This is a genomic window from Micrococcus sp. HMSC067E09 (genome assembly GCF_001812555.1).
Lineage (GTDB): Bacteria > Actinomycetota > Actinomycetes > Actinomycetales > Micrococcaceae > Micrococcus > Micrococcus lylae.
Genome location: NZ_KV809408.1, coordinates 48,055 through 59,866, shown reverse-complemented (window position 1 = coordinate 59,866; position 11,812 = coordinate 48,055). Strand labels below are relative to the sequence as shown.

The following is an 11,812-nucleotide window of genomic DNA, read 5'->3' as shown; positions in this document are numbered from 1 at the left end:
TGATCGTCCGGCGGCGGGTCTGGGGTGCGCTCGCCGGCGCACCTATGCTGGAGCACGGGGTCCTTCCCGACGACGGCCCCCCACCTTCTCCCTGCCGCCCACCTCTGCGAGGCCTCACCCATGCTGCGCACCATGTTCCACGCCAAGATCCACCGGGCCACGGTGACCCAGGCCGACCTGCACTACGTCGGCTCGGTGACCGTTGACCAGGACCTGCTGGACGCGGCGGGCATCCTGCCCGGCGAGCTCGTGTCCATCGTGGACGTCACCAACGGCGCCCGTCTGGAGACCTACACCATCCCGGGCGAGCGCGGCTCGGGAGTGATCGGCATCAACGGCGCCGCCGCCCGCCTGATCCAGCCGGGTGACACCGTCATCCTCATCGCCTACGGGCAGATGGACGAGGAGGAGGCCCGCACCTTCACCCCCACCGTGGTGCACGTGGACGGGGACAACCGGATCGTCGAGCTCGGCCACGACCCCGCCGACGCGATCGTGGACGGCACCTCCCGCCCGCCGCAGTCCCGGAGCTTCGGCGAGGCCCAGGCGGAGCTGTGACCGTCGGCTGCCCGGTGACGGGGTCCGACCGCATCACCGACCGCCCCGGGGAGGCCGACGCCCCCGCGCTCGAGCGCACCGTGGACGAGCAGGGCCGCGCGACGTGGCACGTCCGGTCCCTGGCCCTGGTCCGCGAAATCCTGCGCCGCAGCGGCGAGGTCCACCAGTCCGGCTTCGGCTCCGAGGCGGTCCGCCAGAGCATGCCGCTCACGCGCTGGCCCGTGCTGTGGGCCGACGGGGACGAACACCGCGCCCAGCGCACCAAGGTGGCCCGCTACTTCGCGCCCACGGTGGTGGACACCCGGTACCGGGAGCTCATCGAGGCCCGCGCGGACGCCTTCCTCGCCCGCCTGGACGCCGGCGAGGCCGTGGACATGTCCGAGCTGACCCTGCACTTCTCCGCGCAGGTGGCCGCCCAGGTGATCGGCCTGACCGACTCGGACCAGGAGGCGATGGCCCGGCGGCTCGTCGGGTTCTTCGACCAGCCCGCCGCCGTCCTCGAGCCCGGCGCCTCCGGCTGGCGCCGCCTGCTGTCCCTGCCCGCGGCGCTGCCCGGCTCGCTGGAGCTGCTGCGCTTCCACCTCAAGGACGTCCGGCCTGCGCTGAAGGCCCGCCGCGGCGAGGCGCGGGAGGATGTGCTCTCCCATCTGATCGCAGAGGGCTACTCCGAGCTGGAGATCGTCATGGAGTGCGTGACCTACGCCGCGGCCGGCATGGTCACCACCCGCGAGTGCCTGCAGGTCTGCGCCTGGCACCTGCTCACGGACGAGGACCTGCGGACCCGGTTCCTCGGGGCCGACTCGGCCGGGCGGCGGCGGATCCTCCACGAGCTGCTCCGGCTGGAACCGGTGGTCGGGCACCTGCTGCGCCGGGCCGTCGTCGACGTCCGCCTGATGACGGAAGAAGGCGAGGTGACGATCCCGGCCGGCGACCGCCTCGACCTCTACATCCGGGGCGCGAACGCGGACCCGGCGATCGGCGACGACGGGAAGCGGCTGTGCCCGGAGCGCACCATGCCTTCAGGCGTGCGGGCCGAGGTGATGAGCTTCGGGGACGGGCCCCACCGCTGCCCGGGCAACACCATCGCGATGATCGAGACCGAGGTGCTGCTCGAGCGGCTGCTGCGCCGGGACGTGGAGCTCGTGGGGGAGCCGCGGATCGAGTGGGAGGACCTGATCGCCGGATACGCCGTGCGTGGACTCGTGCTCCGCCAAAGGGGTGCCCGCCTAGGCTGGAGGTGCCGGGCGCGCCGCACGCGCCCCGGCCCATCCCGACCCCTCAAGGAGGGCACCCACCGTGCAGACCAAGGACAAGGTCTTCGTCGTCACCGGCGCAGGAAACGGCATCGGACGTGAGGTGGCGCTCGAGCTGCTGCGCCGCGGCGCCTCCGTGGCCGGCGTGGACCTGCGCTCTGAGTCCCTCGCCGAGACCGCGGCCCTGGCGAACGCCGGGGACCGCTTCACCCAGCACGAGCTGAACATCGCGGACCAGGAGGCCGTCGAGCTGCTGCCCATGCAGGTGGCCGCCCAGCACGGCCACGTGGACGGCCTGCTCAACGTCGCCGGCATCATCCAGAAGTTCGTCCTCTTCAAGGAGTTGGACCTGGACGAGATGCGCAAGGTCATGGACGTGAACTTCTGGGGCACCGTCTTCCTGAACAAGGCGTTCATCCCGCACCTGACCGCCCGCCCGGAGGCGTCCCTGGTGAACGTGTCCTCCATGGGCGGCTTCCCGCCTGTGCCCGGCCAGACCGTCTACGGCGCCTCCAAGGCCGCCGTGAAGCTGCTGACCGAGGGCATCTACGCCGAGCTGCGCGAGACCTCCGTGGCCACCACCATCGTGTTCCCCGGCGCGATCGCCACGAACATCACGGGCAACTCCGGCGTCTCCTCGCCCGGTGGCGCCAAGTCCGAGGAGGAGGCCAAGAAGGAGGCCGAGTCCTCCAAGCTCAAGCCGCTGCCGGCGGACGAGGCCGCGAAGATCATCGTGGACCAGGCCGTGGAGAAGGGCCGCTTCCGCGTGACGATCGGCAAGGACGCCACCATGCTGGACAAGATGGCCCGCATCGCCCCGCAGCGGGCGACGGACCTGATCGCCAAGAAGATGGCCTCGCTCATCAAGAGCTGAGACACGCACCGCCCCGGCCCCGCGAGGGACCGGGGCGGTCGGCTTTCGGCGGGCGGAGAGTTCGCCGGTGAACGACGCAGGGGAGGACGCGATGACGGTGCAGGTCGACCGCTGGAGCAACGGGCCCTTCGAGCCCGTGGCCGAGCGCGTCCTGGTGGCGCGCTGTCAGCCCTGCGACGTGAACGTGGGGCTCGTGGTGGGCGATGCCGCCGCACTGCTCGTGGACGTCGGCACCCACCCGGAGCAGGGCGCCGCGCTCTACCGGGCGGCGGTGCGCGAGACCGAGGATGCGGCGCGGCATCCGGTGCCCGTGCGCTGGGCGCTGCTCACCCACGACCACTACGACCACTGGTTCGGCCTGTCCGGCGTCCGCGCAGAGGCGGGGGAGCGGCTCATCGCGGCGGCGCACGCCTGGTTCGGTCGTCGGCATGGTGCGGAGGAGGACGGGGAGAACGAGCGGGTGCAGCGGCAGCTCGGGCTGGCGGACGTTCCGATGCCGGACCTGCGCCTCGAGTCCGCCCAGTGCACCGCCGAGGACCCGTGGACGCTGGACCTCGGCGGGGTGACGGTGCAGGTCGCCTGGCTCGGCCATGCGCACACGCCGAGCGACCTCGTGGCGAGGGTGGAGGCCGACGGCACGGCGCATCCGGGGCGAACCGGTGTGCCGGGCGCGGGCGGTCGTGCTGTGGAGGGAGCGGCCGGGCGGCGCCCGGTGGTCTTCGCCGGGGACCTGGTGGAGGAGTCGGGCCCGCCGCAGGCCGGAGGTGAGGCGGACGTGCCCGGGTGGGCGGCCGTCGTCGGGAAGCTGGTGGAGTTCGGGGGCGAGGACGCGCTCTACGTCCCGGGCCACGGAGCCCCGGTGGACGCGGCGTTCGTGCGCGCCCAGGGCGAGGAGCTGGCGGCCCGGGCTGCCGGCTGATTCCCCATGTGGCGTTTTCGCTCGCGAAATGGGAGGCGGGCGCTGGGCTCGGCTGCGCCGTTCGGGGTCGGACGGCGAGGTGGGCCTCCAATTTCGGGCCGGGAGGGGAACGGGCCTCCGATTTCGCGAGCGAAAGTGTCCTGCTTCAGTCCCCTGTCGCGAGCGAAAACGGCGGGGGCGCTGCCACGGGAAGCTTCGGTTGTCATATGAAGATATTTGCAGGTATGGTGAAGCCATGACCGACGACGTCCAGCGAACCGCAGACCTGTTCAAGGTGCTCGCCTCACCCGTGCGCGTGGCAGCGTTGCTGCGCGTAGACGAGCAGCCGTGCAGCGTCGGTGAGCTGGCCGATCACGTCGGAGTGACCCACACGCTGATGTCCCAGCACCTGCGGGTGCTGCGCATGAGCGGGCTGGTGCGCTCCGAGCTGGACGGGAAGTCCCGCACCTACCACCTGACCGACGAGCACGTCGCCCACATCCTGCGCGACGCCGTCCACCACGCCGCCGAGGAGGCTCCCCATGGCAACTGATCACACCAAGCACGCCGTCCACACCGACCACGCAGACCACACCCACGGCCCGGACTGCGGCCACGAGGCCGTCCAGCACGGCGACCACGTGGACTACAAGCACGACGGCCACCTGCACCACATCCACAACGACCATGTGGACGAGTGCGACACCTGCACCTGCACCCGCTGCGGCGAGGGTGAGTGCCACTGCGCCACCTGCGAGTGCGAGGACTGCACCTGCGCCACCTGCGACCACGCCGCCTGAACCGGCGCCGCAGCGCACGCGACGGCCCCTCACCGGGAAGGCGAGGGGCCGTCGTCGTTGCCCCGGCCGCCTCCCGTTTCGCGAGCGAAAACGTCAGGGGCGTCAGGGGCGTCAGGGGCGTCAGGCGGGGGCCGGCCGGCAGGCGAGCCGGTCAGTAGTGGTAGGTGTCCGACGGGGCGGCGAGCGAGTTGTCCTGGTCCGGGTAGCGGGTCGACGTCACACCGTAGGCCTCGGCCAGGGACAGGATCTTCTCCGCGCGGGCCTTGCGCGGCAGGTCCGAGCCGTTGCGGATCTCGCCGCCGTCCGCCTCGAAGTCCGTGAGGAATCCATGCGCCCAGGCCAGCTCCTCCTGGGAGGGGCTCAAGCCCTCGTTCACAGCGGCGCACTGCTCCGGGGCGAGGCAGATCTTGCCGGTCATGCCGAATTCGGCGGTGACGGCCGTGGCCTCGGCCAGCTTCACGCCGGTGGACCCGACCGTCGGCCCGTCGATGGGGCCGGGCAGGCCGGTGGCCTTCGCGGCGATCGTGAACTGGGAGCGGGTATAGGCCAGGGCCATCGGAGAGTCGCCCAGGCCGGTGTCACGGCGGAAGTCGCCGATGCCGAAGGCCAGGCGGAACGTGCCGCGGGCGGCGGCGATCGAGTTCACGCGCTGCAGGCCGCGGGCGGTCTCCACCAGGGCCACCACCGGAATGCCGGGCAGCCGGGCGGCGGTCTCGTTCACGTGGTCCGTGGACTCCACCATCGCCAGGACGACGCCGGCCAGGCCACCGGAGGCCACGGTGCCGCCGAGCGCCGTCGGCAGAGTGGCGGCGAGAGCGGCCATGTCCTGCTCCCACCACGGGGTGCCGTAGCCGTTCAGGCGCACCCAGGCGGTGTGCCCGGACGTCAGCCAGTCCACGGTGTTCTGCAGGGCGGCGGCCTTGTCCTTCGGGGCCACGGCGTCCTCGATGTCCAGGACGACGATGTCCGCGGCCGAGTCTTCGGCGGGGGCGAAGCGCTCGGGCTGGGCGGCGTTCACCAGCAGCCAGGAGCGGGCGAGCATGGGGTCGATGCGCTGGCCGGGTGCGGGGGAGAAGGTGCCGGTGCCGGCGGTGAAGGGGGCGATCGAGGACAGGGGAGTGGTCATGGGAGTTCCTCCGGGACAGGGTGCGCGGGCGCGCACGGGTATGTGGGTTCGGCGACGGCCGTGCGGGTCCGGTGGGCACGCAGCAGGCGGTCGCAGCGGACGCAGGTGGGTCCGCCGGAGGGTGCCGGGATGGGCGGCGGTTGCGGCCGAGGGTGGTGGCCGCTGTCCCACACCGTAGTGGGCGCGGGGCATCACGTGATGGGGTGTCCGCATCGTGGGAGGAACCGGTCCGAGGTCAGAGGCGGTCCACGACACGACGCGGCCCACGACGCGACGCGGCCCCTCACCGTGAAGGCGAGGGGCCGTCGTCGTTGCCCTGGATTCCTCCCGTTTCGCTAGCGAAAACGACAGGGGAGGGGCCGTCGTCGGCCTGGCCGCCTCCCATTTCGCGAGCGAAAGCGAAAGGGGCGGGGCAGAGCGGGTCAGGAGTAGTCGTAGAAGCCCTTGCCGGACTTCCGGCCCAGCTCGCCGCGGGCGACCATGTCCCGCATCAGCTGCGGGGGAGCGAAGCGCTCGCCGAGCTGGGACTCGAGATACTCGGCGATGCCCAGGCGCACGTCCAGGCCCACGATGTCCGTCAGGGCCAGCGGGCCGACCGGGAACTTGTAGCCCAGGACCATGGCGTTGTCGATGTCCTCGGGGGAGGCCACGCCCTCCTCGACCATCCGGATGGCCTCGAGGGCGATCGCCACGCCCAGGCGGGAGGAGGCGAAGCCCGGGGCGTCCTTGACCACGACCGGGGTCTTGCCCAGGCCCTTGACCCACTCGGTGGACAGGGCCTTGAGCTCCTCGCCGGTCTTCGCGCCCACGACGACCTCGACCAGCTTCGAGGCCGGGACCGGGTTGAAGTAGTGCAGGCCGCAGAAGCGCTCGGGGCGCTGCAGGTGGTCGGCCAGCTCGTCCACGGACAGGGAGGAGGTGTTGGTGGCCAGCCAGGCGTCGGCGCCCAGGTGCTTCTCCACCTCGGTGAGGGACTCGATCTTCAGGTCCATGATCTCCGGGACGGCTTCGACCACCAGGCCGCAGCGGGCGAAGTCCGCCTTGTCCAGGGAGATGGTCAGGCGCTCGGCCCAGACGTCCAGGTTGCCGTCCAGCTTGCCGCGCTCCAGGGACTTGGCCAGGTCGGACTCGATGCGCTCCTTCGCGGCCTCGGCGGAGGCCGCGTCGCGCTCGACCACGATCACCTCGTCCGCACCGGAGGTCAGGAAGGCGTGGGCGATGCCGGCGCCCATGCGGCCGCCGCCCAGTACGCCGACGACGGAGGGGACGGAGCCGTGGGGGGTGTCAGTCATGGAGATCCTCACTTCTTCTTGCGGTCCAGGAAGGCCTGCATGCGGTCGAACTTCGCCTCGGACTCGAACAGGATGGCCTGCGCCAGCTCGTCCACGTGCGGGTGCGCCGCACGCGGCATGTGGAACACGCGCTTGGACACGCGCACGGCCAGCGGGTCGTTCTTGCCGATCCGGTCGGCCAGGGCGTGGGCCCCGTCCATCAGTGCCTCCGGGGAGTGCAGCTCGGTGACCAGGTGCAGGTCCAGGGCCTGCTGGGCGTCCAGGATGCGGCCGGCCCAGAGGATCTCCAGGGCGATCGGCTCGCCCACGAGCTCCTTCAGGCGCCACTGCGCACCGGCGGCGGCGGTGATGCCCAGGCCGGCCTCCGGTTGGCCGATCTTCACGTGCTCGGTGGCGATGCGGAAGTCCGCGGCCCAGGCGAGCTCGGCGCCGCCGCCGAGGCAGAAGCCGTCGATCGCGGCGATCACCGGCAGCGGCAGGCTGTGCAGGCGGTCGAAGAGCTGCGAGTTCACCCCGCGCAGGGCGTCGTCCCGGCGGCGCTCGCGCAGCTGCGCGATGTCCGCGCCGGAGGCGAAGATGCCTTTCATGCCGCCGCGCTTGCGGTCCTCCACCTGGGTGCCGGTGATGATCAGGATGCGCGGGTTGCGCTCGAGCCAGCCGCTGAGGGCGTGGAACTCGTCGATCATCGTCTGGTCGATCGCGTTCAGGACCTCCGGCCGGTCCATGGCCGCGACGACGCGGTCCGGGCGCTCTGCGGACGCCTCGAGGCGGAGGGCGGTGAAGCCGGTGGCGACGTCGGCGAGGCCGGGGAAGGCGCCGTCGTCGATCGTCTGGGTCTGCTCGGTCATCTGTGCGGTCCTCAGAGCTTCTCGATCAGGGTCGCCGCGCCCTGGCCGACGCCCACGCACATGGTGGCCAGGCCCTTGTCCACGCCTTCGCGGTCCATGCGGTTCAGCAGGGTCACGATGATGCGGGAGCCCGAGGAGCCCAGCGGGTGGCCGAGGGCGATCGCGCCGCCGTCGTTGTTGACGATGGACTCGTCCAGGCCGAGGCCGCGCACGCAGCCCAGGGACTGGGAGGCGAACGCCTCGTTCAGCTCCACCGCGCCGATCTCGTCCAGGGACCAGCCGGAGCGCTCCAGGGCCTTCCGGGTGGCCGGCACCGGGCCCAGGCCCATGATGTGCGGGGCCACGCCGGCGGCGGTGGAGTCCACCACCCGGGCGCGGGGCTCGAGGTTGTACTTCTCAGCGGCGCGCTCGGACACCACGAGGATGGCGGAGGCGCCGTCGTTGAGCGAGGAGGAGTTGCCGGCGGTCACCACGCCGTTCTCCTTGATGATCGGACGCAGCGTGGCCAGGACCTCCATGGTGGTGCCCGGGCGGGGGCCCTCGTCCGTGTCCACGATCGTCTCGGCGCCCTTGCGGCCCTTGACGGTGACGGGGACGATCTCGTCCTTGAAGCGGCCGGCCTCGATCGCGGCGAGGGCGCGCTCCTGGGACCGGACGGCGAAGGCGTCGGCGTCCTCGCGGGTGATGCCCTCGGTCTCGGCGACCTCCTCCGCGGTCTGCGGCATGGAGAAGACGAACTTGTCTCCGAACTCGCCGGAGGCGAAGCGCGGGTTCACGAAGCGCCAGCCGATGGCGGTGTCGAACTGCTCTCCGGGCTTGGCGAACGCGGTGGTCGGCTTGGCCTGCACCCACGGGGCTCGGGACATGGACTCGACGCCGCCGGCCACGACCACGTCGGCCATGCCGGCACGGACCAAGGCGGTGGCCATCGCGACGGCGGACATGCCCGAGGCGCACAGACGGTTCACGGAGATGCCCGGGACGGTGTCCGGGAAGCCGGCCAGCAGCCAGGCCATCCGGGCCACGTTGCGGTTCTCCTCTCCGGCCCCGTTGGCGTTGCCGAAGATGACCTCGTCCACGTCCGCCGGGTCGATCCCCGCGTCCTCGACCACGGCCTTGATGGTCAGCGCCGCCAGGTCGTCCGGGCGGACGGAGGACAGCGCGCCGCCGTAGCGGCCGACCGGGGTGCGACGGCCGCCGACGAGCAGGGCCTGGGATGGGGTGGCGAGAGTGGACATGCGTGGGCCTCCTTGGCGTGCGTGGCGGGCGCGGTCCCGGTGCGCGGCACAGCGCCCGGCAACTCTGAGAATTACCGACCGGGCGTTCAGGTTCATATCCAGTATCCGCGGGGCATGTGAGGGCGGTCAACATGTGTCCGGGCAGAGAGAAGCCGCAACGGGTCGGGCGGGCCCTGCGAGCCCACGTGTGGGCGGGTGGGCGGACGGACGGAGGCGAGCGGACAGACGAAGGCGAGCGGCCGTCATCGGGGGCGGCGGGATCGACGGTTCGTCACGGGATCGAGGAGATTCTCCGCGATCTGGTGACTTTTCGTCGATTATGCGGTCGGGCTCCGCAGGCCCGCCTCAGCCGAGCCCGAGCCGCCGCCTCCGCGACAGCGCCAGCCCCGCACACATCGCCACGGCCAGCTCCACCCCCATGATCATCAGCATCGCCCCGTCCGCAGCCAGTGCATTCCCGACGACGTCCCCTCGCCCTGCGTGGTCATGCCCGCCTCCCCCAAGGCCCACCCCGGGCAGGCCGGCGGTCATGACCGCGTGTGCCAGGACCACCAGCACGGCCATGGCCTGCAGCTGCTGGAGGGCCCGGCATCCGGAGGTCCCGCGCAGCACATGCACGCCGCAGACGGTGCAGGCGAGCACCATCGCGCCGATCGCGGCGCCGAGCAGCAGTCCGTGCGCGTGCGCCACGAGCATCCAGACGTGCAACGGCAGGGCCGCCAGGGCCAGTGCCCCGGCGGCCCTGTCCCACAGGCTCAGGCGCTGCAGCATCCCTCGTCGCTGTCCTTCGCCGTGTCGACGCCACCGCCGGCGTCGGTGGAGCACTGGCCCTTCCTGGGGGCGGGCACATCCAGCACGGGGGAGCGGTCGAAGAAGCCCTCGGGGCGGAGCTTGAAGCCGGTGACGTCCACGGGCATGATCGGCCAGTCCTCCACGCGCGGGAAGTGCGTGAGGCCGAAGGAGTGCCAGACCACCAGGTCTTCCCCGTCCACGCTGCGGTCCGCGGCGGTCCACTCCGGCAGGCCGGCACCGCCGGCGTGCTGGTTCGGGAAGTCGCCGGTGGGGTAGCGCTCGTCCTCGTGGTACTGGGAGACCCACAGCGCCTTGGATGCGAAGGTCGCGCGCTTGTGGATGGAGGAGCCCTCGGCGGCCAGCAGGGTGGGCAGGCCCTCCGGGTGCAGCTTGTAGCCCACCGGGCGTCCGAGCCGGTTGGTGGACTCGGTGGACTCCACGATCCAGGTGCGGCCCACGGACTGGTCGGTCTCGCGGATGGCCTGTTGCTCGGTCGCCAGCACGGTGTGCTTGCGGGTGAAGGCGTTGCCGCGCGGGTTCTCCTCGGAGATCGGCAGGCGGACGCCGTCCTCCTCCACCACGCGGCAGGCGCCGCCGTCGAGGGCGAAGTCCAGGCGGGCGCCGAACAGGTGCTGGTGGAAGGGGGCGCCGAGGCCCGGGGCCATCTCGGAGGCGTAGTCCGTGGGCCCGTCCGGGACCGCCGAGGTGAAGACCACGCCGGTGGCCTTGGCCTCGAATTCGATGTTGCCGTCCAGATAGAGGTACCAGTAGAAGCCGTAGTCGTAGTTGCCCACCGTGGTGAAGAAGGAGATCACCAGGCGGCGGTTGCGGCGCGTGTAGGCCACCCCGGACCACAGGTCCGTGTGCTTGGACAGGATGGACCAGTCCTCCTCGTGCATGCAGATGCCGTTCTTGATCTGACGGGGCTCGCCGGCGTTGTTGACCACCCAGGGGGACAGGTAGGTGATGTCGCCGAGGCAGTCGCAGCCCAGCTCCAACGAGTTGGCCCACTGGCCCACCAGGTACTCGCCGGTGTCGAAGTAGTTCTGCCATGACCGCACCGGGGAGGGGTCGCCGTAGGGGACCACCATCTCGGCGATCGCGGCGCGGTCCAGGATGGTGCGGCGGCGGCCGGTGTGCGGGTCGTCGAACGCGATGTTCTGCAGCACCAGGCCCTCACGCATGTCGAAGCCGACGTCCAGGCTCCAGCGCTCCCACTCCACGTGGTTGCCGTCGGCCACGGTGAAGGACGGGCCCTCGGGCTGGGTGATCTCGATAGGCTTCTGGGAGGTGCGGACCTCGCCGACCATCTCCGGGTCTGTGTAGTTGCCGTGCTCGGCCGGCACCGGGACCGGACCGAAGTCCAGGACCTGGGTGACCTTCTTCGCGGTGACGTCCACGTAGGCCACCAGTCCGTCGATGGGATGGGCCCAGGCCGAGTCCGTCTCATGCTGCTGGTGGAAGGCCAGCCCGCGGAGGATGCGGTGGCCCACCTCGTCGTCGTACTCGAACACGCCCGCGGACAGCGGGGCCACACGGACCTCGTCGATCGGGATGTCCCGCTTGGCGATCGCCTCGAGCCACTGCGGGTCCTCAGCGAGGATCGCCTCCACGACCTCGAACTCCTCCTCCATCACCGGGAACTCTCCGTCCACGGACGAGTCGAGCTCGCGGTTCGAGAGGAGCTCGCCGCGGGCGGCGGAGACCACCGCGTCCCGCGGGGTGCCGCCGGTGGAGTCCAGGATGAACACGCGGAAACGGCGGTCGTGTGAGACCTCCACGCGCTGTGCACCGCGCGGTGGGTCCAGCAGGCCCAGGTAGGCGATGCGGTGGGTGTCCGTGAACAGGCCCTCCCGGCGGAGCACGGCCATCACGGCCTCGATCTCCTCGGGGGTCTGCTGCCTGAAGTCGCCCGCGGTGGTGGCGGTCTCGGTGCTCATGTGCTCCTCGTCTCCCGGCCCAGGGGGCCGTCGGTGGTCGGATTCTTCTCCGTACGGAGAGGCTAGGCTCGTCTGTGATCCGCGTCATAGGACTTGCGCGCAGTCCTGCGCGTCACGCAGGTGTCGGTGCGCGCACGATCAATCGCGACGGCGGTAGCGTCACCTCGTCCGCTCGTCCGCTCGTCCGCTCGTC

The 11,812-nt window shown here is 71.4% G+C and carries 12 protein-coding genes; 6 read left to right on the top strand and 6 right to left on the bottom strand.

What is annotated here, in order from left to right:
• Positions 1 to 120: 120 nt before the first annotated feature.
• The 6 genes from panD to HMPREF2863_RS00740 all read left to right on the top strand — a co-directional run bounded on the left by panD (position 121) and on the right by HMPREF2863_RS00740 (position 4,383).
• The gene (gene panD / locus HMPREF2863_RS00765; RefSeq protein WP_070637250.1) at positions 121 to 558 is read left to right on the top strand and encodes an aspartate 1-decarboxylase; all 438 of its coding nucleotides are present in this window, start codon (positions 121 to 123) and stop codon (positions 556 to 558) included.
• A gap of 14 nt (positions 559 to 572) precedes the next feature.
• Entirely contained in the window at positions 573 to 1,913 is a 1,341-nt protein-coding gene (locus HMPREF2863_RS00760) for a cytochrome P450 (RefSeq protein ID WP_246828791.1), read from the top strand.
• Positions 1,855 to 2,685 carry an SDR family NAD(P)-dependent oxidoreductase gene (locus HMPREF2863_RS00755; RefSeq protein WP_070637245.1) on the top strand — a complete coding sequence of 277 codons (831 nt, stop codon included), beginning with the start codon at positions 1,855 to 1,857 and terminating at the stop codon, positions 2,683 to 2,685. Before HMPREF2863_RS00760 ends, HMPREF2863_RS00755 begins: the two co-directional genes overlap by 59 nt.
• A gap of 67 nt (positions 2,686 to 2,752) precedes the next feature.
• A complete protein-coding gene (locus HMPREF2863_RS00750) occupies positions 2,753 to 3,604 on the top strand; it encodes an MBL fold metallo-hydrolase (RefSeq protein WP_141756328.1) in 852 nt (283 codons plus the stop codon).
• A gap of 235 nt (positions 3,605 to 3,839) precedes the next feature.
• A complete protein-coding gene (locus tag HMPREF2863_RS11960) occupies positions 3,840 to 4,136 on the top strand; it encodes an ArsR/SmtB family transcription factor (protein ID WP_070637243.1) in 297 nt (98 codons plus the stop codon).
• On the top strand, positions 4,126 to 4,383 hold the full coding sequence (locus tag HMPREF2863_RS00740; RefSeq protein WP_070637241.1) for a hypothetical protein: 258 nt from the start codon (positions 4,126 to 4,128) through the stop codon (positions 4,381 to 4,383). The genes HMPREF2863_RS11960 and HMPREF2863_RS00740 overlap by 11 nt, the downstream gene beginning before the upstream one ends.
• Before the next feature lie 151 nt (positions 4,384 to 4,534).
• On the opposite strand, the gene HMPREF2863_RS00735 is transcribed toward HMPREF2863_RS00740, so the two are convergent.
• The 6 genes from HMPREF2863_RS00735 to HMPREF2863_RS00710 all read right to left on the bottom strand — a co-directional run bounded on the left by HMPREF2863_RS00735 (position 4,535) and on the right by HMPREF2863_RS00710 (position 11,619).
• The gene (locus HMPREF2863_RS00735; protein WP_070637239.1) at positions 4,535 to 5,509 is read right to left on the bottom strand and encodes an HpcH/HpaI aldolase/citrate lyase family protein; all 975 of its coding nucleotides are present in this window, start codon (positions 5,507 to 5,509) and stop codon (positions 4,535 to 4,537) included.
• 422 nt (positions 5,510 to 5,931) lie between these two features.
• On the bottom strand, positions 5,932 to 6,801 hold the full coding sequence (locus tag HMPREF2863_RS00730; RefSeq protein WP_070637237.1) for a 3-hydroxyacyl-CoA dehydrogenase family protein: 870 nt from the start codon (positions 6,799 to 6,801) through the stop codon (positions 5,932 to 5,934).
• A gap of 8 nt (positions 6,802 to 6,809) precedes the next feature.
• Complete coding sequence (locus HMPREF2863_RS00725) at positions 6,810 to 7,649, bottom strand: enoyl-CoA hydratase/isomerase family protein (RefSeq protein ID WP_070637235.1); 840 nt, start codon at positions 7,647 to 7,649, stop codon at positions 6,810 to 6,812.
• 11 nt (positions 7,650 to 7,660) lie between these two features.
• Positions 7,661 to 8,887 (bottom strand): thiolase family protein, encoded by a 1,227-nt coding sequence (locus HMPREF2863_RS00720; protein WP_070637233.1) that lies wholly within the window; start codon positions 8,885 to 8,887, stop codon positions 7,661 to 7,663.
• Between the two features lie 345 nt (positions 8,888 to 9,232).
• Positions 9,233 to 9,658 carry a hypothetical protein gene (locus HMPREF2863_RS00715; protein WP_070637231.1) on the bottom strand — a complete coding sequence of 142 codons (426 nt, stop codon included), beginning with the start codon at positions 9,656 to 9,658 and terminating at the stop codon, positions 9,233 to 9,235.
• A complete protein-coding gene (locus HMPREF2863_RS00710) occupies positions 9,643 to 11,619 on the bottom strand; it encodes a primary-amine oxidase (RefSeq protein WP_070637229.1) in 1,977 nt (658 codons plus the stop codon). Before HMPREF2863_RS00710 ends, HMPREF2863_RS00715 begins: the two co-directional genes overlap by 16 nt.
• Between the last annotated feature and the right edge of the window lie 193 nt (positions 11,620 to 11,812).